Here is a 20,607-nt window from a genome sequence, read left to right on the forward strand (position 1 = left end):
GAAGCGGTCGGGGCGGAAGGGGGTGAGGTCGAGCTCGGGGCGGGCCCCGGTGAGGCACTGCGCGATCAAGTGGCCGGTGGCCGGGGCGAGTCCGATGCCGGCGCCCTCGTGGCCGCAGGCGTGGTGGAGCCCGGGCACGCGGGGGTCGGGGCCGATCGCGGGGAGGTGGTCCGGCAGGTAGGGCCGGAAGCCGGTGTAGGCGCGCAGCGTCGCGACGTCCCGGAGCACCGGGAACAGGGCGAGGGCCTGGGCGGCGAGGCGGCGGGCGACGGGCAGGGAGAAGGTGCGGTCGAAGCCGACGCGTTCGCGGCTGGCGCCGATGAGGACGGGGCCGGCGGCGGTGGCCTCGACGACGGCGGAGGTCTGCAGGGCGGCGGAGTCGCTGGCGACGTCGGCGACGTAGTCGGCCGCGTACACCTTGTGGCGGACGGTGCGCGCCGGCAGGGGCTCGGTGACCAGGACGAAGCCCCGTCGCGGCAGTACGGGCAGCCGCACCCCGGCGAGGGCGGCCACCTCGCCGCCCCAGGTGCCCGCGGCGTTGACGACGCCCGGGGCGTGGATGTCGCCCCGGTCGGTACGGACCCCGCGCACGGCGCCGTCCGGCGCGCGGAGCACCGCCGTCACCGTGGTGCCGAGACGCGCCTGCGCCCCAAGGTCGCGGGCGGCGCGGACGAGGCGGGCGGCGGCGAGCGCGGGCTGCACCTGGGCGTCCTGGGGGTAGTGCACACCCCCGGCGAGTCCGTCCGCCAGGTGGGGTTCGAGCTCGCGCAGCCCGTCCGCCGGGACGGGCACCGCCTGGACGCCGCTGCGCCGCTGGGCGGCGGCGAAGTCCTCCAGTGCGCGCAGTCCGTCCGCGCCGGACGCCACGACGAGCCCGCCCTTGGCCTCGTACTCGGCGGTCACGCCCAGGTGGTGACGCTCCGTCAGTTCCTGCCACAGCCGGGCGGAGAGCAGGGCGAGTGCGAGCTCCGGACCCGGCTCCTTGTCGGAGACCAGCAGATTGCCCTCGCCGGCCCCGGTGGTGCCGCCGGCCACCGGCCCGCGGTCCACGAGGACGGTGCGGAGCCCGGCCGCCGCGGCCTGGAGGGCGCAGGCCGCGCCCACCATCCCGGCGCCGACGACCACGACATCGCAGCTCGTCGGCTTGCTCACGCCGGTAATATGTCACACAGCACTGCTCACAACCAGCCGTTGCGCCGGAATCCGCGGTGGATGACGAAGCAGGCGACGGCCATCACGCCCACGGCGAGCGGATAGCCGTAGGTCCAGCGCAGTTCCGGCATGTGCTCGAAGTTCATGCCGTACAGGCCGCAGATCATGGTGGGGACGGCGAGGATGGCGACCCAGGCGCTGATCTTGCGCATGTCCTCGTTCTGGGCCATGGACACCTGCGCGATGTTGGCCTGGAGGATCGAGTTGAGCAGGTCGTCGAAGGAGGTGACCTGCTCGGTGGCGCGGGCGAGGTGGTCGGCGGCGTCGCGGAAGTAGGTCCGCAGGTCGGCCTCGATGCCGGGCAGGGGCTCCTCTGCGAGCCGCTGGAGGGGGCGGCCGAGCGGTGCCACGGCCCGCTTGAGCTCCAGCAGTTCGCGCTTGAGCTGGTAGATCCGGCCGGCGTCGGTGCCGCGGCCGCGGTGGTCGGAGAAGACGTCGGTCTCGACCTGCTCGATGTCCGCGTGGACCGCGGAGGTGACGGCGAGGTACTGGTCGACGACGTGGTCGGTTATCGCGTGCAGGACGGCGGCCGGCCCCTTGGCGAGCTGGTCGGGGACCGTCTCCAGGCCCTCCCGGAGCGGACCGAGCGAGCCGTGGCCCCCGTGGCGCACCGTGATGACGAAGTCGGATCCGGTGAAGACCATGACGTCGCCGGTCTCCACCACCTCGCTGGTGGCGGTGAGCCGGTCGTGCTCGACGTAGCGGGCCGTCTTGAGGACGGTGAACAGGGTGTCCCCGTACTGCTCCAGCTTGGGCCGCTGCTGGGCGTGCACGGCGTCCTCGACGGAGAGCGGGTGGAGCCCGAACAGCTCCGCGACACCGGCGAACTCCGCTTCCGACGGCTCGTGGAGCCCGATCCACACGAAGCCCCGGCCGGACTTGCGGACCCGGGCGATCGCCTCGTACGCGGCGCAGTCGTCCTGGCGCAGTCCGTCCATGTAGACCACGCAGTTCACCACCGAACTGCCCAGCGGGGAACGCGCCGGGTGGCTGAGGTCCACACGCCGTTGGCGTACGTGGGTGAGGCGGACGGCTTTGCGGAGATTGCTGATCATCGACATGAAAGGCTCCTACGCAGGCATGCGGCCGCCAGTATTGCCCACGACCGGGCCTGTTCGAGCCCTCCGTCACACCGTCCTTGCACCGCGCGGGCCTTGGGGTGCGGCGGCGCGGACGCCACTGCCTCCTTCGCATGGCGGGGGTGTCGCGCCGGCCGCCACGTCGCCGGCGATCGCCCCCGCGCCGGGGTCGCATCGCCTTGCGTGCTTCCGCACATTTTCCTGACAGAAATAACCTTCGCCACCATTTCTCACCGGATGCCGCTGATGTGACATGCGCGACAGACCGCCGGACCGTGCTCCCGCGCGACCGCCCTGTTCGCGAGGTGGCCGCCTGCCGGGGCGTCCGGTCGGGGGTGCGGTCGGGGCGGACCTGGTTCGCGGGGGGCGCGGGACTTCTCTTACACTCCGTAGGGCTCCGGCCGGTGCAGGCCCGGGCATGCCACGTCCTCCGCAGAGATGGGTCCCATGAGCGCCATCAGTATCGGTCAGGCAGCTGTGCTCGGCGTCGTGGAGGGGGTCACCGAGTTCCTCCCGATCTCGTCCACCGGCCACCTGAAGATCACCGAGGGCCTGATGGGCATCCCGGTGGACGACAAGGCCGTCGTCGCCTTCTCCGCGGTCATCCAGTCCGGCGCCATCGCGGCCGTGCTGGTCTACTTCTTCAAGGACATCGTCCGGATCTGCAAGGCGTGGTTCACCGGCATCGTCAACCGCGAGGAGCGGTACCACCACGACTACAAGTTCGGCTGGTGGGTGATCTTCGCGACGATCCCGATCGTCGTCGTCGGCCTGGCGGCCAAGCACCTCATCGAGGGGCCGCTGGCCTCGCTGTGGGTGGTCGCGGGCTCGCTGATCGTCGGCAGCGGCGTGATGTGGGCGGCCGACCAGATGGGCCGCCACAAGCGCGGCGAGGACGACACCACGTTCAAGGACGCCATGCTCGTCGGCTCCTCGCAGATCCTCGCCCTGCTCTTCCCCGGCTTCTCCCGCTCCGGCGCGACGATGTCCACCGCGCTCATCCTCGACCTGGACCGGGTCGCCGCGACGCGACTCTCCTTCTTCCTGGGCATCCCCGCGCTGACCGGTGCCGGTCTGTACGAACTGAAGGACGCGCTCGGCGCCGGGGTGGACACGGCGCCGCTCGTCGTCGGGACGGCCGTCTCCTTCGTCGTCGCCTACGCGTCGATCGCCTGGCTGCTGAAGTTCGTGGCCAAGCACTCGTTCAACGCGTTCATCATCTACCGGCTCGTGATCGGCGTCCTCCTCTTCGGCCTGCTGGGCACGGGGGTCATCGCCGCGTAGGCGTACGGCCTGACAGGGCCAGGGCCCGCTCGAAGGCGGTGGCCGCGGCGGGGTCGGCCAGCGTGACGGGCGCGGCGAACCCTTCGTACCGGCGGTAGACCTCGGCGTACCGGTCCACGACCGCCAGCACGAACGCGCCGAGGGCCTCGCCGCAGCGGTACTCCTGGCCGGTGGCACGGGCCACGTCCCAGCCGTGGACGGCGAGCTCCTTGACGATCATCGAGGCGACCTCGGCGGCCGGCATCGACCCATGGCCCAGGTCGACCTCCCCCTCCCAGGCCTCCGGCGCCGCCCACGCCGCCACGGCCCGGTCCAGCTGCTCCGCGTACGCCCCGGCCCAGTCGGAGCCGGCGGTGAAGTCGCGGGCCGTGAGCTCCTCGGGCAGCGGCTTGCGCAGCGCGCGGTGCTCCAGGCCATGCGAGGTGTAGAGGATCCAGTGGTTCAGCAGCGTGCGGGTGTCCCACTCCCCGCAGGGCGTCGGCGCGGAGAGCCGGGCGGGGTCGCCGCCCACCCCGCGGGCGACGCGGGCGGCCTCGCCCGCGGCTTCGATCAGGTACGCGTGCAGTTCGGTCATGCGGCCATGCTGCGCGCAGGGGCCGCGGCCGGTCTTGAACAAACCCGACAGCCCGGGCGGCCGCCCGCCGCCCCCGCGGCCTACACGTCCACGACGACCTTGCCGACGACGCCCTCCTCCACCGCCGCGTGGGCGTCGGCGGTGCGCTCCAGCGGGAAGCGGTGCAGCGGCAGCCCCGACTCCTCGCCGGACCGCAGGGCGCCGTCCCGCAGGGCCTCGGTGACGGCCGCGACCGCCTGGCGCTTCGCGACGTCCGGCATGGTGTAGACGAGCACGCCGTGCCAGCGCAGATTGCGCGCGAAGGTCTCCCTGACGGGCAGCGTGAACTCGGCGCCCCCGTTGTCCGCGTAGTAGGCGACGACGCTGTTCGGCGCCAGCACCGCCAGGTCGAGCCCGCTGTTCACCGCCACGGCGACCTCCACGACGACGTCCACGCCCTCCGGGGCGGCGCGGCGGATCTCCGCGGCCGGGTCGGGGGCCGTGTAGTCCACGACGTGGTGCGCCCCCGCGGCACGGGCGAGCTCCGCCTTGTAGGGGTTGCTGACCGTGGCCACGACGAACGCCCCCGCCCAGCGCGCGAGCTGGATCGCCGCGTGGCCGACCGCGCCCGCACCACCCGCGACCAGGACGTTCCGGCCGCCGAGGACACCCGGGGCGAGCCGGGCCGGGCCGCCTTCCGCCACCGTCAGCGCGCGGTGCGCGGTCATCGCCGGGATCCCGAGGCTCGCGCCGGTGTCGAAGGACGCGGTCGCGGGCAGCGGCACGGCGTGTGCCTCCGGGAGCGTCACGTACTCCTGGGCGGTGCCGTCCGCCCGCTGCCAGGCGGCTTCCCACAGCCACACCCGCTCACCGGTCCGTCCGGGGTCGACGCCGTCCCCGACCGCGTCGACCACCCCGGCGCCGTCCTGGTTCGGCACCTGCTCCGTGACCGTGGCGGGTGGACCGCCGCGCCGCGACTTCCAGTCCGTCGGGTTGACCCCCGACACCTCGACCCGTACCCGTACCTCGCCCGGACCCGGCTGCGGCAGCGGCCGCTCGGTCAGGCGCAGCACTTCGGGGCCGCCGCCTTCCGTGTACACGATGGCCTTCATGATCCGTACAAGGCGGCACCGAGGCGCATTCTTCCCGCCGCACAGGTGTCCGGTCCGGGTAGGGTCCGCCCGTGTCCGCCGCGCCCGCCGATCCGCCGTCCCTGGAGGCGGCGTTCCCAGCCCCGCTCGCGCCGGACGTGCGCGCCGTCGCAGCCCTGCTCCCACCGCCCCCGGCCTACGACCCCCACTGGGAGGTCCACGGCGATGTGCGGCTGCCGGTGCGCCTCCACCGCCGCGAACCGGACCCGGACGTGCCGGCCGTCCTCACCCCCCGGCAGCGCCTCGTCCTGCACTGTCTGTACGCGCTGCACCACGACGGGTACGTACGGCAACGCCACGCGGCGCACGTGGCCGGGGTGGCCGAGCCCTGGGCGGTGCCGTTCGTGGTGCGACTCACCGGCGAGTACGTGCCGGAGATCGTCGCCGACCTCCACGCACGGCTCACCGGGGCCCTGGCGCCGGGGAGCGAGGCACGCCGGGTGTACGGGCGGTTCGCCGCGGAGCACCCTGAGTTCCTCGCCCTCACCGAGCGCCGCGCGGTGAGCTACTGGAGCGCGTACCACCGGTGGCGGTTCCCCGCGTTCACCGACCATCCCGCCGCCGCCGTGCTCGAGTTGCTGCGGGCCGCGGCCTTGGAGACCACGGGCCACGCGTGGCCACGACGGATGCGGGCGGGGCGGGGCGCGCGCTGAGGGGCGTTACGCGCGCGCCGCCCGTTCGCACAGGACGGCCGCGCCGGACGGTTCCGGCGGCGGATCGGGGAGACCCACCGCGGCCGCGCCCGGCGACCGGTGCGGCGAGCGGGGGACGAAGGCTCCGCTGGTGCCGCCGCGACCGCGGTGGACCAGGACGCCGGAGACCGGATCGGGGACGGCGTCGAGCGCCGCGCGAGTGCCGGGCAGGGCGCGCCATGCGAGCCAGTGCTCCTCTTCTCGGAAGCACAACTCGAAGACGACGCCCCACCCGTACGAGTGCCATTCCCACGCCAGTGCACGGTTGGTGACCGCCGACTCCACGAGCGTCGGCGCATACGCGTCACGCCATGCCGCGGCGGATGTGCTGGCGTTGAGGACTTCGATGGACCACCAGTCCGCTGCCATACCCAAAACGATAGGCACTTCGCAAGTCGCCCGCCAGGGTCCTGCCCCTGACGGCGCGTCACGCAGGGTCGGCCGAGGCCAGCAACTCCGTCACGCGCGCCGCGAAGCGGGCGTCGCAGGGGTGGGGGACGCCGGTGCGCACGGCCGTGAGCAGGGCGTCGATGGCGTTGCCGAAGGCGGGCACGGGACCGTCGGCGCGGCCGGGGAGCGAGACCACCCCGGAGGTGCCGCGCAGCTCGACGGTCATGCCGGCGGCCGCCGGCGGGGCCGTGAGGCTGAGCGCCGCCGTGCTGGAGGCGCCGCTGTCGTGCCGCAGCACCAGGTGCACGGTGTCGCCGGGCCCCTGGACGGCGGTGAGCGCGGTGACGTCCCCGAGGACCGGGAGGAGCACGGACAGCGCGTGCGGCCCGACGTCCCACAACGCGCCCTTCTCGCGCCGCCAGGGGGATGCGGCGAAGGGGCTGTCGCCGGAGGTGAACACCGAGCCGAACCACTCCGCACGAGCGGTGAACCAGCCGTCCACGGCGGCCTGCTCGTCGATCCAGGCGGAACTCGTGGCGTCGAAGCGGAGGGTGAAGAAGACCACCGACGCGACCCCGGCGGCCTCGGCGGCGTCGGCGACACGGCGGGCGTCGGCGACGGTCGTCGCGACCGGCTTGTCGAGCAGCAGGTGCCGGCCGGCCTCGGCGGCACGCGCGGCCAGCGGGGCCTGCACGTCCGGGGGCAGGGCGATGGCGACCGCGTCCACGTCGCCGATGAGCTCGTCCACGTCGGCGTAGGCACGGGTGCCGAGGGTCGCGGCGAGCGCGGCCGCCGCCTCGGGGCGGCGGCCCCAGATCCCGGTGAACTCGACCTCGGGGTGGGCGACGAGGGCGGGGCCGTGGGCGATCTCCGCCCAGGGGCCGGTGCCGAGCAGTCCGATGCGCATGGTCACCGCTCCCCCGCCGGCTCGGTGTGGCTGCGGTACCAGGTGCGGTCGAGGTCGACGACGTCGACGGCGGTCTGCACGCTCAGCCCCGGCGTCGGCGCGAGGTGCTCCCGCACCAGCTCCAGGACGGCCTCGCTCAGCTGCGTCTTGGCCTCGGGCGTGCGCCCGGACAGGACGGCGGCCTGGACGAGCACCAGCGCGTGCTCGGGGGCGCCGTCGGCGAGGACGTACTCGTCGGACCGGCGGAAGCGGGTCTTGCACGCCTCCACCCTGGTGTCGATGGTCTTGGCGACCAGCGGGTGCAACGCGGTCGCGAAGCCGCGCCGGTCGAAGGCGTCCGCGAGGTTGCCGGTGTAGTCCACGGTGATGTGAGGCATGGCACACACCCTACGTCCCTGGTCACGGCGGTCCACGGGGGCCCGTCCCCAGGGCGGTGGAGGGCCTTCCGCAGGCCTTGCCGGGGTGTCCGGCAGGTGGGACGGCAGCGCGTTCACACCGGGTTAACACACGGGCAATGGATGCGAAATCGCAGGTTGTGAGGCTGCAGCGGCAACACCACCCACCCGCAAGGCCCCCGCCAACAAGGATGACGCCCGTGAGCTACAAGGCCGAGTACATCTGGATCGACGGTACCGAGCCGACCGCGAAGCTGCGCTCGAAGACCAAGATCCTCGCCGACGGCGCGGAGCCCGGTGTCTGGGGCTTCGACGGCTCCAGCACCAACCAGGCCGAGGGCCACAGCTCGGACCGCGTGCTCAAGCCCGTCGCCACGTACCCGGACCCGATCCGCGGCGGCGACGACCGGCTGGTGCTGTGCGAGGTCTTCAACATCGACGACACCCCGCACCCCTCCAACACCCGTGCCCTGCTGCGCCCGGTCGCCGAGCAGTTCGCGGGCCAGGAGTCGCTGTTCGGCATCGAGCAGGAGTACACCTTCTTCCAGGGCTCGCGCCCGCTGGGCTTCCCCGAGGCCGGCTTCCCGGCCCCGCAGGGCGGCTACTACTGCGGCGTCGGCGCCGACGAGATCTTCGGCCGCGAGATCGTCGAGCAGCACCTCGACAACTGCCTCGCCGCGGGCCTGGGCATCTCCGGCATCAACGCCGAGGTCATGCCCGGCCAGTGGGAGTTCCAGGTCGGCCCGCTCAGCCCCCTGGAGGTCGCCGACCAGCTGTGGGTCGCGCGCTGGCTGCTCTACCGCACCGCCGAGGAGTTCGGCGTCTCGGCCACCCTGCACCCCAAGCCGGCCCCGGGCGACTGGAACGGCGCGGGCGCGCACACCAACTTCTCCACCAAGGCCATGCGCGAGGGCTACGACGCGATCATCGAGGCCTGCGAGGCCCTCGGCCGCGACGACAAGCCGATGGAGCACATCAAGAATTACGGCTCCGGCGTCGAGGCCCGCCTGACCGGCGCCCACGAGACCGCCCCCTGGAGCGAGTACAGCTACGGCGTCTCCGACCGCGGCGCCTCGGTCCGCATCCCCTGGCAGGTCGAGGTCGACAAGAAGGGCTACATCGAGGACCGCCGGCCCAACGCCAACGTCGACCCCTACGTCGTCACCCGCCTCATCGTCGACACCTGCTGCTCCGCGCTGGAGAAGGCCGACCTCGTCTGACGCTCCGCACCATCCCCGAGGGCGCCCGTCCACACGCCGGGCGCCCTCGGCGCGTCCACCGCACCGTCACGGCACGCGGACGGCCTCGAAGAGGAAGCAGCCGTACTCCACGGCCCGTACGTGCACCAGGGCGACCCGCGGATCGGCGAACCGGGCCGCCAGGACGGCGTCGGCGGCGCCCGCGGAGACCTCGTCCGCGGTCAGCCGGACCAGCCGGCCGCCGAGGATGCGGCCCCGGGCGTCGTAGCACCGGAAGACCCGCCGCTCGGCGTGCAGGGCCGCGGGGTAGCCGGGGGCGTCCGGCGGGCCGGGGCAGTCCTCCGCGGCGGCGTGCACGAAGACCGGGCCGGTCTCGTCGTACGGGCCGGGGTCGGCCCCGGTCGCGGCGGCCCAGCGGCGCAGCGGCGCGTAGGCGGCCAGCGCGATCCGCTCCCCCGGTGCGCTGTGCCGCAGGCAGCAGCGGAGCGGGGCGCCGCCCTCCGGGTCCGGCTCGGGGCGGGGGACGAGACCGGCGTCGTCGCCGTCCCGCAACTCCTCGGCGACGGCCGGGTCGAGGGCCCGGACCTCGTACGCGATGCGATGGGTATCCATGCCCCCAGCGTCGCCCGGTCCGGTCAGGAGGTCCGGCGGGATTCGGACGTCGTGCTCAGGGCACGCCACGCGGCACGGTCGCCGGGCAGCCCGAGCCGGGCGAGGAGGGCACCCCGGTTGCCGCCGCGCGGATCCCACAGGGTGTCGTGCGCGGCCAGGGCCCCGGCGTAGGCACGCTGGGCCGCGGTGGCGCTGTGGGGTGCCGGCCAGCCGTCGGGGAAGAACCGGGGCAGATAGGGGCCGATGTCCGGGTCGGGGTGGCGCCACGGGAGCAGCGGCAGGACGGCGAGGGCCGCGGGCAGCAGCCGCTCGGGGTCGGTGACGCGCCGGCACAGTGCGGCGGCGACGGTGAAGCGGGGCCGGCCGGTGAAGGTGGCGGGCTTGCGGCCGAACGCCGCGTCGAGCGCGGCCGGATCACGCAGGGCGTCCAGCAGCACCGTGTGCGCGTCCTCGTCGCCGTCGAGGGCGGGGGCGAGTGCGGCGCAGACCCGCACGGCCGGTTCGGGGTCGGCGAGCAGGGCCCGGGGCGCCTCGCCCAACTCCCCCAGGTGGACGGCGAGGGCGGCGCGCTCGTCCGTCCCGGCCGTGGCCGCGGCCGCGGTGAGGACCCGGACGACCTCGTCCCTGCGGCCGGCGAGCGCCGGGTGCGCGGCCGTGCGCGCCACGCAGGCGGCCGCGGCGGTCCGCACCTGCGGGTCGGGGTCGGTCAGGTGGACGGCCGCTGCCGCGTGGACGGCGGGCAGGGCGTCGTACACCCCCACGGCCGCACGGACGACCGCCAGGTCGGCCATCTCGTCGTCCCAGAGGGCCTGCTGCTCCTCCTCGTCCGCGTTCGCCCAGGCCTCCTGCCAGGCGTCGGCCGCCGCCCCGTCCGCGGGGAACGCCCGCGCCCGCCACTCCTGCGCCTCCGCCGGGTCGGGCGCCGCCTGCGCCGCGTACCGCAGGAAGGCCAGCAGAGCCTGCCTGGGTGCGGCCGGGCGCTCCCCGGCGAGCAGCTCCGCGACCTGGCGGACGGCCGGCGGTGTGGCGGGCCAGGGTGTGCCCTGGTGCACGATCGCCCCGTTGAGGTGCTCCAGGGCGGCCCGGACGTCCGCCTCCCGGCCGGTGCGCAGGGCGGCCAGATGCCGCGGGGTGTCCGTGGCGGCGCCGTAGGCGTGGAACAGCCGTGCCCAGTCCGTCTCGTGCATGCGGCCATCATGGCGCGGGGCACCGACAACGCCTGCTCGCAGGCCGGTTGGGCGCTCCGGCACCGGGGCGGCGCGCGGTGGCGGGGTGACCATCCCAGGATTCACTCGTTCTACGGAACGTGAACGCCCAGCACGCGACCGCCACCCGTCCCCGGCACGGCGCAGCCGTCATCGTGGACGTCGAGGAGGCGGAGGCCGCACTCGTCGAGAACTACCCGCACCTGGTCCGGCTGGCCTACCTGACGTTGCCGCCGTCGCTCGGCCGGCACCGGAGGGTGCTGACCGCCCACACCCTGACGCAGGGCGTGCTGCCGCGCTCGCCGTGCGAGCCGGACCCCGCCGTGGTGGACGTGCCCGGGCCGCGGGGGACCGTGGACCCGGCGTACGCCCTGGTGCGGCAGGAAGTGCTGGACACGGCACTGGCGTTCGGCCGCGAGCGGGGCTGGCGGGGCCGGCTGCGCAGGACGGTGGTGGGCGGTCCGGCGCCGTACGTCTGGGGCCTGCGGCTGCACACCAAGGCGACCGGGACGGACGAGGCGGAGCTGGACCGGGCGCTGTCCGGGCTGAGCGCGGCCGGGCGGGCGGCCTACGCGCTGCTGGAGCTGGAGCGGCCCCGGCACGCGGACGGCCGCGAGGTGCGCAGGCTGCTGGTGGCCGCCGGCGTGGCCGACCCGCGGGGCGCCCTGAAGGCCGCCAAGGCGGTGCCGGAGGGACTGCTGCTGGGCGGCACCGGGTTCGACCCGTGCACGGTGCAGGCCCGGCCGACGGATCTGCTGCGCAGGCGGCAGCACGTGCGCGTGGGCCTCATCGCGGCGGGCGCGGTCGCCGTGACCGCGACCCTGGTCGCGGTACTGGCCGGCGGGCAGGACCCGTACGCGGCGGGCGGGTCGCCGGGGGGCGCGTACGGGACCGCGGATCTGCTGGACCCGGCGAAACTGGTGCGGGTGCAGGACACCGCGTGGACCCGCGCCTCCCGGGTGGACTTCACGGCCTGGCCGGCCCGCGGCGGGCGCGCCGGCGACCGGGCGCTGCTGGGCCGGGCGATGGCGGTGTGGGCGCACCCCTCCGGCAACGTCGCCGTGTCGGCCACCAAGGGCACCGCCGAGGGACTGCCCGCGCAGCAGCCGCAGTTGCTGTACGCGGGGGACGTGGACGGCGCCACCGTGGTGCTGATGTACGACGGCCTGCGCCTGGTGCGCTACGCCGAGCCGCGCGACGGCGGGGGCTCGGCGGCCCTGGACTTCGCCCGGGTGGACGGCGCGGGCGTGACCACGGCGGCCGTGGTGCTGGGCCGTACGGACGGCAACACCCGGTTCCTGACCGCCCCCTGGGTCACCGAGGCGGCCTCCCGCGACCTGCGGGACCCGGGGCGCGCCCCGGCGAAGCTGGACCGCACGGCGGACGGGGTGACCGAGCCGGTGCGGATGCCCGGCGCGGACAGCCGTCCCGGGGTGTGCGGGGACACCTGGCCCGCGCTGCAGTTCCGGGCCGCCGGCGGCCTCGGCGTGGACCGGCCGTTCCTCCTCACCGACCTCGGCGACCTCGTGCCGGCGCACCTGACGTACCAGCCCGCCGCGGACGCCACGCCGCTGGAGGCGACCGGCCCCACGGGGCTGGCGAACGTGGCCCGGACGGCCTGCAACCTTCCCTCCATGAGCGGCCTGGGCACCCGGTCGGTCAACATCTGGCGGTACGCGACGCAGCGGCTGCCGGAGGGCAACGGGCAGGCGTCGTGGGTCTGCGCCCGCGCCGACACCTGGCGCGGCACGGACGGCCGGGCGCTGGCGCTGTTCCTGCCCCCGGTCTCCGAACCGGGCACCCCGGGCGCACCGGTGGGCCAGAGCGGCCGGGACAGCGGGGCGTGCGGCCGGGCGGTGCCGCAGGTGCTGGCCGGAGCGCTGTGGAAGTCCACCGCCGGCCACTGGTACCTGCTGGCGGCGGGCAGCCGTGACGTGACGCGGATCAAGGCCACGGGCGGCGTGACCGGCGCCTCGAAGGGCCCGACGATGGCGGTGCGCGCCGAACAGGGCGCCCGGGCCGAGCTGTCGGCGGTGCTCGACTCGGGCGCGGCGCTCACGACGCTGCGCTGAGCCCGCCCTCCCCCGCCCCGGTGGCCTGCTCCGCGCCAGGAGCGGCCGCCGGGGCGCCGCGCGGGGAGCGGGCGCGGCGCGGTGCTCCCCCGTCGGGGTGCCAGCCGAAGGCGAGGCAGCTGCCGGCGACGCCGAGCAGCAGGCCGACGAAGAAGCCGCCGAGGTTCGAGGTGATCCAGCTGCCGAGGGCCAGCAGAACACCGACGACCGAGTAGAAGAGCCGCTGGGCCGGGTTGAGCAGGATCAGCAGCCCGCAGATCACCATCAGCCCGGGCAGGAGGTAGCCGGCCAGTCCCTGCGCGCCGATGTGCAGGACGACGGGCAGCGCGGCCTTCTCGGTCACCAGGATCTCGGCGCCGCCGAGGGTCAGCAGGCCCCCTCCCCAGAACGGGCGGCGGCCGCGCCACCGGCGGAAGCCGGCCATCAGCAGCCCTCGCCGCTGAACTTCAGTTTCAGGCCGGGCAGTTTGAACACCGCGGCCGTCATGGCGTAGTTGGTCTGCCGCAGGTTGTCGATGGTCACGGTGTCGGACTGCTGGCTGAAGGCGCCGATCGGGCCCTGGACGCCGGCCTTGTCGAGGGTGCTGGCGTCGTTGCCGATCTCGATGCCGTCGAAGGCGGCGTCGCCGGACAGCTCGGTGGAGTCGGTGGTCAGCCCGCGGGCGGTGACCTTCTCCGCGCCGCCGCCCGCTGTGATGACGAGGTTGGTGCCACCGAGGTCGACGCTCTGGCAGAGGTCGGTGAGCGTCGCCTTCTTGATCGCGGAGACGACGACCAGGACCTGGCCGCCGGTGTCGCCGGTGTTCGGGCTGCCCTCGGCCATCGAGTCGAGGCCGCCGAACTGCGCGAAGCCCTCGCCCTTGAGTTCGGTGGCGGTGACGGTGAAGGGCATCCCGGAGATCGCGAACTGCACGCCGAGCGCGCCCTGCGCGGTGAGGACCATGAGCGTGGCGCCGATCGCGGCGGCGGGTACGGCCATCACAGCTCGGTGGCGGCGACCTCCGGCGGAGCCCCGACGGCACCGGCGGCGCCGTCCGCGGCGGTGAAGAAGCGCCGGAACCGGGCGAGCAGCACATCGCGCTCCTCGCGCCCGGCCTCCCCCACGGCGTCGATCTCGACCACGGCCATGGTCGCGAAGGCGGGCGCCCCGGCGAGGATGCCGAGCAGCGCGCCGAGGGCGTCCCGGATGCCGGCGGACCAGTCGCCGGCGGCCTCGGAGGCGGCCTCCATGGAGGCGATGACCAGGCCGCTGCTCCTGCTGCTGTTCGCCGGCGGCACGGCGGCCGGCTACGCCGCGGTCGGCGCCTTCTCGCTCCTGGCGGTCCTCACCCACCCCGGCGCCATGGACTGGGGCTCGGCCTTCGCCTGGCTGTACGTGCTGGGCATGCTCGGGCACGTCGGCATGGGCCTGGTGGGTCTCGCCCTCGCGGGACCGGCCGAGCGATGGCCCGGAAACGGTTCCCTGACAATGGAGGCATGAACGACCTCTCCTTCCGCCTCGCACTGCCCGACGACGCCGCCCTCCTCGTCCGCCTCCGGGACGACGCGGCCCGCTGGATGCAGGAGCACGGCATCGACCAGTGGAAGCCCGGCGAGATGGACGAGGGCCACTTCCGCACGCGCATGGCGGCGGGCGAGGTCTGGCTCACCGAACGCGAGGGCCGGGTGGTCGGCGCCTGGGAGCTGTGGTGGGACGACGAGCACGCCTGGGGGGTGCGCCCGCCGGACGCGGGCTACGTCCACCGCCTCATGGTGGACCGGACGACCGCCCCGCGCGGTACCGGCCGGGCCATGCTCGACCGGGCGGAGCGCCGCATCACCGAGTCCGGCCGCCCGTACGCGCGGCTGGACTGCGTGGCGGCCAACCCGCAGCTGCGGGCGTACTACGAGGGCGCGGGCTACACCGTCGTCGGCGAGCAGCCCCACAAGCGAAGCGGCAAGGGCAGCCCGTACGCGGTGACCCTGCTGGAGAAGAAGCTGTAGGCGCACGGAACGCGGCGGAGCGGCCCGCCCGGATGAGTCCGCCGTTGTTGATGTGGTTGAGCACGCTGTCGTTCAGCGGCAGCACGTACTGGAGCCCGTTGCCCGGCTGCCCGTAGAAGGGCGCCACGACTCCCGCGGAGACCGCGAACGGCCTGACCACCTTGTACAGGTGGCAGTTGAAGGGGTAGCCCGGGTCGAAGGTGTTGGGGTTGGACGGCGCGATGGAGCGCTGGGAGTACGGCGGGCCCGCGGGCGCGAGGAACCGTCCGCCCTCGCCGCCGAAGCGGTCGATCTTCTGCCCCACGGCGAGGTTGATGACCGACACGAGGCCGCCCGGGAGGAAGCCGTTGGCGTTCTGCCCGTCGAGGCGCCGATGGCCACCCACTTCGCCCGTACGCAGCACCGCCCGGCCGGGACCCGCGGACCGCGGGCCGCCGACCGGGCGGTCACGGAACGTGTCGCTACTTCCGGACGAACACCGCGACGGTGCGGCCCGGCACGGTGAAGGTGCCGGACGCGACGTCGTAGGAGGCCCGCTTCACCACGGCGTCGGAGCCCGCGGCCTGCACCGGGTGGAGGGCGTAGCCCTTCCCCGACAGGGCGCCGACGCGCTGGTCCTGGGCCTTCGGGGTCGCGTTGAAGACCACCACCAGCCGGCCCAGCCGCAGGGTGATGACGCCGGGGGTCTCCTGCTCGCCCGAGAGCGGGAAGGACAGCTGCTCCTGGACCTGCGCCGCCGTGGTCAGCCCGAAGGCCGGCTCGGTGGAGCGGATCCGCAGCAGGTCCTGGTACGCGGCCGAGGCCGCGGTGGTCTGCGCGCAGCCGACCCGGAGCGTGTCCGCGGTCAGCAGCGGCTTCGCGAAGGACCACTTGGACTCGTTGTCGGCCTTGGGGGGCAGGCCGCGGCCGAAACCGTTGCCCGAGGAGCAGTCCCAGTGGATGGCGTTGAACCAGTCGCCGGAGTCGTACGAGTTGCGGTCCAGGGACTTGGAGCGCAGCAGGTCCGAGCCCGCCTGGTAGAGCGCCGGCCCCTGGGAGAGGGCCGGGACGGCCTCGGCGACGACCTGCATGCGTGCCCGGTCGGCGGGCGAGGTGCCCTGGGGCAGCTTGAAGGCGAGCGCGTCGTACAGGGCCTCGTTGTCGTGGGCGTCGGCGTAGGCGAGGGCGTCGCCGGGGGCGTCCGCGTATCCGGCGGGTGAGCCGTTGTAGTCGACCTCGGCGCCGCTGACCTCCTTGCCGCTGCTGTCGGTGAAGGAGAAGGACTTCAGGTTGCCGGTGAGGCCGACCTTGATGAGGTCGTGGTAGTGCAGCAGGCGGGCCCGCTGCTCGGCCTCGCTGCCGTTGGCGGCGGAGCCGTTGGGCTCGTTGAACAGACCCGAGGCGAAGCCCTGGACGCCGGGGTCGGAGTCGAAGGGGCCGCCGCCGCGGACCGCGTCGCGGGCCCGGTCGGAGAAGGTGGCGACTCCGGTGCCGGCCATGTTCTTCTGGGTGGCCTGCACGAAGCGGGCGTCGTCGGCGACCTCGCCGAAGTTCCAGCCCTCGCCGTAGAGGATGATCTTCTTGCCGTCGACGCCGTCCTTCGCGGGGGTCAGCGCGTCCAGCGCCTTGCGGACGGCGAGGATGTTCGCCTTGGGGTGGTGGCCCATCAGGTCGAAGCGGAAGCCGTCGACCTTGTACTCCTTGGCCCAGGTGACGATCGAGTCGACGACCAGCTTGCCCATCATCGCGTTCTCGGTCGCGGTGTTCGAGCAGCAGGTGGAGTTGGCGACGGTGCCGTCGTCCAGCAGGCGCTGGTAGTAGCCGGGGACGATCCGGTCGAGGACGGACTTGTCGTCCTGGCCGCTCGCGGCGGTGTGGTTGTAGACCACGTCCATGACGACCCGCAGGCCCGCCTGGTTGAGCCCCTGCACCATCTTCCGGAACTCGACGGTGCGCTCCGTGCCGTCCGGGTCGGTGGCGTAGGAGCCCTCGGGGACGGTGTAGTGGAAGGGGTCGTAGCCCCAGTTGTAGGCGTCCTTCGCGGCGACCGCGGCCACGCACTCCTGCTGCTTGTCGGAGTCGGCCGGGTAGGCGCCCAGGTCGCAGTCGACGGTGGCCTGGTCGGCGCTCTTCTCCGCGACGGTGGCGAAGTCGAAGGCCGGCAGCAGGTGGACGTAGGAGACCCCGGACTTCGCCAGCGCCTTCAGGTGCGTCATCCCCGCGGAGCCCGTGTCGGTGAAGGCGGTGTACTTGCCCTTGTCCTTCGCGGGGACGGTGGCGTCCGCGACGGAGAAGTCCCGGATGTGCAGTTCCTGGATCTGCGCGTTGTTCAGGCCCACGGCCTTGGGCTTGGCCAGGTGCGACCAGCCGCCCGGAGCGAGCGCCTTGTCGTCGAGGTCGACGACCAGGCTCTGCTTCGAGTCGGCGGTCAGGGCGACCGAGTAGGGGTCGGTCACGGTGTTGGTGACGACCTTCTGGACGCTGGGCGCCCAGACCTTCACGGCGTAGCGGTACGGCTTGCCGGTCCAGCTCCGCTCACCGGTCACGCTCCACACGCCGGTGGAGCCGTCGCGCCGCATCGGGACGGTGCGCCCGTCCAGGTCCAGGGCGACGGACTGGGCGGTCGGGGCCCATACGGAGAGGGTGGGCCTGCCGTGGGAGAAGACCGGGCCGAGCGCGGCCTTGGTCGCCTTCGCGGCGTACAGGTCGTCCAGGACGCCCTGGATCTGGACGCCGGTGGCGGACAGCAAGGCGCCGTTGGCGAGGTGCTGGGTTGCGATGATCTGCCCGGTGAGGGCGGTGCGGACCCGGTCGCGGTCGCGCGGGTCGATGGTGAAGGCCGCGTAGTCCTTCAGGTGCGGGAAGCGGGCCTTCTGGGCGTCGGTCAGGCCGCCCGCGACGCGCTGCAGGCGCAGCCAGTGGCCCTCGCCGGTCAGAGCGCCGTCCTTGATCGCCAGGCCGCCGTCCGGGGCGTAGACGAGCTGGTGACTGGCGGCGGTGTCGCCGGTCTTCCACGCGACGGTGTCGGCGTCGATCCACTGGGCCTTGGCCGAGGACAGGTCGAGGTCGGCGGAGGAGCCGGACGTGGAGGGCAGGAGGTACTTCTCGGTTCCGTTCAGGAGCCACACCTCGTGTCCGTAGGTGGCGAGGTCGAGCGACTGGTCGGCGGGCAGGTCCTTGGTGTCGCCCTTGTGCAGGATGTAGCTGAGCGACGTGGCGCCCGCGGCGAGCGGCACCTCGAAGACGGCGCCGTAGGCGTCGGTCCGCACCGGCTGCAACGGGGCGGTCCAGTCGGTCGGGTTCGCGGCGCCGGTCCAGGTGTGCAGGCCCCAGCCCGCGTAGTCCCCGTCCGCCCGGTGGTAGTGGAGGACGGCCTTCGTCCTGTCCTGCCCCGGCTCGGTGCCGGACGGGGCCTGGGTGGCGACGGCTTCCTTGCCCTGCTCGACCCAGATCTCGCCGTTCTTGGTGACGTCGATGAACCGGTCGGCGCCGACGTCCTTGTTGCCGTCCTTGTCGATGACGAGGTAACCGACGCTGGACGCGCCCGGCTTGAGCTTCACATAGGCGAAGGCGCCATAGGCGTCGCGGCCGATGAAGTCGTGCCCGGCGGGCCAGGTGGTGCCCTCGCCGTCGGCGATGTCCCCCCAGGCGTACAGGCGCCAGTCGGTGTAATTGTTGTCGGCCCGCTTGTAGTGGACGATCGCGTAGTCGCGGCTGCTCGCCACCGGGGGCTGCGGCGGAACCGGGGTGCCGCTGGTGGTCTCGGCGGTAGCGGCGGCGGTCCGGCCGGCGGAATCGATCACGACGGCCTTGTACCGCAGCGCGGTGCCGGGCGTCACCTCGTCACCGACCGTCTGGGTGACCTTGTACGGCGCGTGGTCCGCGGAGCCGAGGACCTTCCACGGGCCGTTGCCGGTCTGCGCGGCGAAGACCACGCGGTTGAGCTGCCCGCCGTCGACGTCGGCGGAGAGCTCGACGGTGCCGGTGGCACCCGCGGCGGGGGCCTTCAGGGTGAGGGACGGCCGGTCGGCGGGGGCGCCGAGCGGCCTGCCCGCCTTGTAGACCACGGTGGACAGCGCCGGGACGGTCACGCCGATCTTCCGGTCGGCGCCGCTGGTGACGGAGCCCCCGGTGCCGTAGAGGGCGGTGAAGGCGGTGTTCGCGGAGCCCGTGGGGACGTCGGCGGTCCGCGCCTCGGTCGCGTTGTTGACGGCGACGACGTACTCGGTGCGGGTCTTCGCGTCGGTGCGGGAGAAGGCGTAGATCCCGGCGCCGTCGGCGACGTGGCGCTCGGTCTGGACGCCGTCGGCGAGCGCCGGGTGGGCCTTGCGGAGCGCGGCCAGCTTCGCGATCGCCTGGTAGAGGGGTGCGCCGGTGTCGTAGGCGTCGCTCGCGTGGGTGCGGTCGGTGCCCAGCTGGTCGTCGTCGAGGTAGTCGGCGACCTTGGACGCGAACATCGTCTGGCGGGCGTCCTTGTCGCCGCCGGCGCCGGTGAAGCCCTGCTCGTCGCCGTAGTAGACGACCGGGTTGCCGCGCGAAAGGAACATCAGCTCGTTGGCGAGCCGGTCCCGCCGCACGAGTTCGGCGTCGTCGGCCTTCGGGTTGTCCTGCTTCAGGAACGTGCCGATGCGGCCCATGTCGTGGTTGCCGAGGAAGGTGACCTGCTCGTACGCGTTGGCCTTGTCCGTCGTGTACCGGTGGTCGTCACCGAAGACCCCGGCCAGCTTCGCCGCGGAGCCGCCCTGGGAGGCGTACTGACGGGCGGCGTCCTGGAAGGGGAAGTCGAGCGTCGAGTCGAGGCGGCCCTGCGTGACGTACGGGGAGGTGACGGCGGTGTCGGCGGAGTAGACCTCGCCGAACATGAAGAAGTCCTTGCGGCCGTGCTCGGCCGCGTAGGCGTCCAGCGCCGTGGCCCACTGGGTCCAGAACGGCAGGTCGACGTGCTTGACGGTGTCGATGCGGAAGCCGTCGACGGCGAAGTCGCGGACCCACTTCTCGTAGATCTCCTCCATGCCCCTCACGACCTCGGGACGCTCGGTCCACAGGTCGTCCAGACCGGAGAAGTCGCCCTGGTCGGAGCTCTCGCCGGCGAAGGTGGAGTCGCCCCGGTTGTGGTACATCGTCGGGTCGTTCAGCCAGGCCGGGACCTTGCTGTTCGCGGTGACGACGGGGGTGCGGGGGAAGGAGTCGCGGTCGACGGCGGGGAAGCCCTTGCCGCCCTTCGCGTAGTCGGCGTCGTCGAACGGCACGCCGTCCTTCGTCAGGTAGGGGAACGCGCCCTTGGAGAGGTAGCCGTAGGACTTCTCGTCGTAGTCGACGACGTCGGCGGTGTGGTTGGTGATGACGTCGAAGAAGACCTTCATGCCCTTGGCGTGGGCCTTGGATATCAGCGCCTTGAGGTCGGCGTTGCTGCCGAAGTGCGGGTCGACCTGGGTGAAGTCGGTGATCCAGTAGCCGTGGTAGCCGGCCGACGCGTTCTCACCGGTCCCCTGCACGGGCCGGTTCTTGAAGATCGGCGCCATCCATATCGCGGTGGTGCCGAGGCCCTTGATGTAGTCGAGCCGCTGGGTGAGCCCCTTGAGGTCGCCGCCCTGGTAGAAGCCCTTGTCGGTGGGGTCGTAGCCGGTGCTGAGCCGGGTGCCGGTCAGACCGCCCCTGTCGTTGGACGCGTCGCCGTTGGCGAAACGGTCCGGCAGTACGAAGTAGAACTGCTCCCGTGTGAGGTCGTGACGCCCGGGTTGCGCGGCCAGCGCCGCGTCGGAGGGCGGCGGGGGCCGGGAAAACCGGGCGTAACGCTGTCCCTTATACACAATTCCGAGCCCACAAGACCACCTTACACATCCTATGCCGTCTCTTGCTTTATCAAAAAAAACAAAAACCACAACACTCACAATG

Annotated in this window: 19 protein-coding genes and 1 pseudogene; 6 read left to right on the plus strand and 14 right to left on the minus strand. The window is 73.4% G+C overall.

Annotated features, from left to right (window positions below; genetic code table 11):
* Both PV341_RS32020 and PV341_RS32025 read right to left on the minus strand, forming a co-directional pair.
* Positions 1-1,152, minus strand: a 1,152-nt coding sequence (locus PV341_RS32020) for an NAD(P)/FAD-dependent oxidoreductase (RefSeq protein WP_500359659.1), incomplete at its 3' end; no start/stop codon positions are given.
* Positions 1,153-1,178: 26 nt separating this feature from the next.
* Positions 1,179-2,273 carry a magnesium and cobalt transport protein CorA gene (locus PV341_RS32025; protein WP_500322322.1) on the minus strand — a complete coding sequence of 365 codons (1,095 nt, stop codon included), beginning with the start codon at positions 2,271-2,273 and terminating at the stop codon, positions 1,179-1,181.
* 465 nt (positions 2,274-2,738) lie between these two features.
* Here PV341_RS32025 and PV341_RS32030 point away from each other — a divergent pair, with 465 nt between their 5' ends.
* Positions 2,739-3,575, plus strand: coding sequence for an undecaprenyl-diphosphate phosphatase (locus PV341_RS32030; protein WP_500322321.1), 837 nt, complete (start codon positions 2,739-2,741; stop codon positions 3,573-3,575).
* Here the strand turns inward: PV341_RS32030 and PV341_RS32035 are convergent.
* Both PV341_RS32035 and PV341_RS32040 read right to left on the minus strand, forming a co-directional pair.
* Entirely contained in the window at positions 3,562-4,149 is a 588-nt protein-coding gene (locus PV341_RS32035) for a TIGR03086 family metal-binding protein (RefSeq protein WP_500359661.1), read from the minus strand. The two genes, PV341_RS32030 and PV341_RS32035, sit on opposite strands and share 14 nt — an antisense overlap.
* Before the next feature lie 80 nt (positions 4,150-4,229).
* A complete protein-coding gene (locus PV341_RS32040) occupies positions 4,230-5,240 on the minus strand; it encodes an NADPH:quinone reductase (protein ID WP_500322319.1) in 1,011 nt (336 codons plus the stop codon).
* A gap of 71 nt (positions 5,241-5,311) precedes the next feature.
* Here PV341_RS32040 and PV341_RS32045 point away from each other — a divergent pair, with 71 nt between their 5' ends.
* Positions 5,312-5,932: a hypothetical protein gene (locus PV341_RS32045; protein ID WP_500322317.1), complete on the plus strand. Its 621-nt coding sequence runs from the start codon at positions 5,312-5,314 to the stop codon at positions 5,930-5,932.
* A 6-nt stretch (positions 5,933-5,938) separates the two neighbouring features.
* On the opposite strand, the gene PV341_RS32050 is transcribed toward PV341_RS32045, so the two are convergent.
* The 3 genes from PV341_RS32050 to PV341_RS32060 are packed head-to-tail and all read right to left on the minus strand — an operon-like array spanning position 5,939 to position 7,645.
* Complete coding sequence (locus PV341_RS32050; protein ID WP_499511481.1) at positions 5,939-6,340, minus strand: hypothetical protein; 402 nt, start codon at positions 6,338-6,340, stop codon at positions 5,939-5,941.
* Between the two features lie 58 nt (positions 6,341-6,398).
* A complete protein-coding gene (locus PV341_RS32055; protein ID WP_500359662.1) occupies positions 6,399-7,268 on the minus strand; it encodes a Gfo/Idh/MocA family protein in 870 nt (289 codons plus the stop codon).
* A 2-nt stretch (positions 7,269-7,270) separates the two neighbouring features.
* A complete protein-coding gene (locus tag PV341_RS32060) occupies positions 7,271-7,645 on the minus strand; it encodes a 5-carboxymethyl-2-hydroxymuconate Delta-isomerase (protein WP_499511483.1) in 375 nt (124 codons plus the stop codon).
* A gap of 218 nt (positions 7,646-7,863) precedes the next feature.
* Between PV341_RS32060 and glnII the strand changes: the two genes are divergently transcribed.
* Positions 7,864-8,883, plus strand: a complete 1,020-nt coding sequence (glnII, locus tag PV341_RS32065) for a glutamine synthetase (protein ID WP_500359664.1) — start codon at positions 7,864-7,866, stop codon at positions 8,881-8,883.
* Between the two features lie 66 nt (positions 8,884-8,949).
* On the opposite strand, the gene PV341_RS32070 is transcribed toward glnII, so the two are convergent.
* Together PV341_RS32070 and PV341_RS32075 are read right to left on the minus strand one after the other, a co-directional pair.
* Positions 8,950-9,474: a DUF1203 domain-containing protein gene (locus PV341_RS32070; RefSeq protein ID WP_500322313.1), complete on the minus strand. Its 525-nt coding sequence runs from the start codon at positions 9,472-9,474 to the stop codon at positions 8,950-8,952.
* 23 nt (positions 9,475-9,497) lie between these two features.
* On the minus strand, positions 9,498-10,661 hold the full coding sequence (locus PV341_RS32075; RefSeq protein ID WP_500359665.1) for a hypothetical protein: 1,164 nt from the start codon (positions 10,659-10,661) through the stop codon (positions 9,498-9,500).
* A 119-nt stretch (positions 10,662-10,780) separates the two neighbouring features.
* Between PV341_RS32075 and PV341_RS32080 the strand changes: the two genes are divergently transcribed.
* Complete coding sequence (locus PV341_RS32080) at positions 10,781-12,751, plus strand: hypothetical protein (RefSeq protein ID WP_500322310.1); 1,971 nt, start codon at positions 10,781-10,783, stop codon at positions 12,749-12,751.
* Here PV341_RS32080 and PV341_RS32085 read toward each other — a convergent pair.
* The 3 genes from PV341_RS32085 to PV341_RS32095 are packed head-to-tail and all read right to left on the minus strand — an operon-like array spanning position 12,735 to position 13,980.
* A complete protein-coding gene (locus tag PV341_RS32085; RefSeq protein WP_500322308.1) occupies positions 12,735-13,175 on the minus strand; it encodes a DUF6114 domain-containing protein in 441 nt (146 codons plus the stop codon). The two genes, PV341_RS32080 and PV341_RS32085, sit on opposite strands and share 17 nt — an antisense overlap.
* Entirely contained in the window at positions 13,175-13,729 is a 555-nt protein-coding gene (locus tag PV341_RS32090; RefSeq protein WP_500359666.1) for a DUF6230 family protein, read from the minus strand. The genes PV341_RS32085 and PV341_RS32090 overlap by 1 nt, the downstream gene beginning before the upstream one ends.
* Positions 13,729-13,980, minus strand: a complete 252-nt coding sequence (locus PV341_RS32095) for a hypothetical protein (protein ID WP_500359667.1) — start codon at positions 13,978-13,980, stop codon at positions 13,729-13,731. The genes PV341_RS32090 and PV341_RS32095 overlap by 1 nt, the downstream gene beginning before the upstream one ends.
* 7 nt (positions 13,981-13,987) lie before the next feature.
* Between PV341_RS32095 and PV341_RS32100 the strand changes: the two genes are divergently transcribed.
* Both PV341_RS32100 and PV341_RS32105 read left to right on the plus strand, forming a co-directional pair.
* Complete coding sequence (locus PV341_RS32100; protein WP_500359669.1) at positions 13,988-14,230, plus strand: hypothetical protein; 243 nt, start codon at positions 13,988-13,990, stop codon at positions 14,228-14,230.
* Positions 14,227-14,733, plus strand: coding sequence for a GNAT family N-acetyltransferase (locus tag PV341_RS32105; protein WP_500359670.1), 507 nt, complete (start codon positions 14,227-14,229; stop codon positions 14,731-14,733). The genes PV341_RS32100 and PV341_RS32105 overlap by 4 nt, the downstream gene beginning before the upstream one ends.
* A gap of 43 nt (positions 14,734-14,776) precedes the next feature.
* Here the strand turns inward: PV341_RS32105 and PV341_RS32110 are convergent.
* Positions 14,777-15,136: pseudogene (locus PV341_RS32110) on the minus strand (TNT domain-containing protein); the annotation flags it as partial.
* A gap of 58 nt (positions 15,137-15,194) precedes the next feature.
* Positions 15,195-20,522 (minus strand): pullulanase-type alpha-1,6-glucosidase, encoded by a 5,328-nt coding sequence (gene pulA / locus PV341_RS32115; protein ID WP_500359671.1) that lies wholly within the window; start codon positions 20,520-20,522, stop codon positions 15,195-15,197.
* Between the last annotated feature and the right edge of the window lie 85 nt (positions 20,523-20,607).

Origin of the sequence: Streptomyces sp. PA03-1a, from assembly GCF_033792805.1 — a bacterium.
Taxonomy (GTDB): domain Bacteria; phylum Actinomycetota; class Actinomycetes; order Streptomycetales; family Streptomycetaceae; genus Actinacidiphila.

Excerpts from the sequence above, each read along its gene's own strand:
- PV341_RS32025 (WP_500322322.1), bottom strand. The coding sequence starts at position 2,273 with ATGTCGATGATCAGCAATCTCCGCAAAGCCGTCCGCCTCACCCACGTA.
- PV341_RS32030 (WP_500322321.1), top strand. The coding sequence starts at position 2,739 with ATGAGCGCCATCAGTATCGGTCAGGCAGCTGTGCTCGGCGTCGTGGAG.
- PV341_RS32035 (WP_500359661.1), bottom strand. The coding sequence starts at position 4,149 with ATGACCGAACTGCACGCGTACCTGATCGAAGCCGCGGGCGAGGCCGCC.
- PV341_RS32040 (WP_500322319.1), bottom strand. The coding sequence starts at position 5,240 with ATGAAGGCCATCGTGTACACGGAAGGCGGCGGCCCCGAAGTGCTGCGC.
- PV341_RS32050 (WP_499511481.1), bottom strand. The coding sequence starts at position 6,340 with ATGGCAGCGGACTGGTGGTCCATCGAAGTCCTCAACGCCAGCACATCC.
- PV341_RS32055 (WP_500359662.1), bottom strand. The coding sequence starts at position 7,268 with ATGCGCATCGGACTGCTCGGCACCGGCCCCTGGGCGGAGATCGCCCAC.
- PV341_RS32060 (WP_499511483.1), bottom strand. The coding sequence starts at position 7,645 with ATGCCTCACATCACCGTGGACTACACCGGCAACCTCGCGGACGCCTTC.
- PV341_RS32070 (WP_500322313.1), bottom strand. The coding sequence starts at position 9,474 with ATGGATACCCATCGCATCGCGTACGAGGTCCGGGCCCTCGACCCGGCC.
- PV341_RS32075 (WP_500359665.1), bottom strand. The coding sequence starts at position 10,661 with ATGCACGAGACGGACTGGGCACGGCTGTTCCACGCCTACGGCGCCGCC.
- PV341_RS32085 (WP_500322308.1), bottom strand. The coding sequence starts at position 13,175 with ATGGCCGGCTTCCGCCGGTGGCGCGGCCGCCGCCCGTTCTGGGGAGGG.
- PV341_RS32090 (WP_500359666.1), bottom strand. The coding sequence starts at position 13,729 with ATGGCCGTACCCGCCGCCGCGATCGGCGCCACGCTCATGGTCCTCACC.
- PV341_RS32095 (WP_500359667.1), bottom strand. The coding sequence starts at position 13,980 with ATGGAGGCCGCCTCCGAGGCCGCCGGCGACTGGTCCGCCGGCATCCGG.
- PV341_RS32100 (WP_500359669.1), top strand. The coding sequence starts at position 13,988 with ATGACCAGGCCGCTGCTCCTGCTGCTGTTCGCCGGCGGCACGGCGGCC.
- PV341_RS32105 (WP_500359670.1), top strand. The coding sequence starts at position 14,227 with ATGAACGACCTCTCCTTCCGCCTCGCACTGCCCGACGACGCCGCCCTC.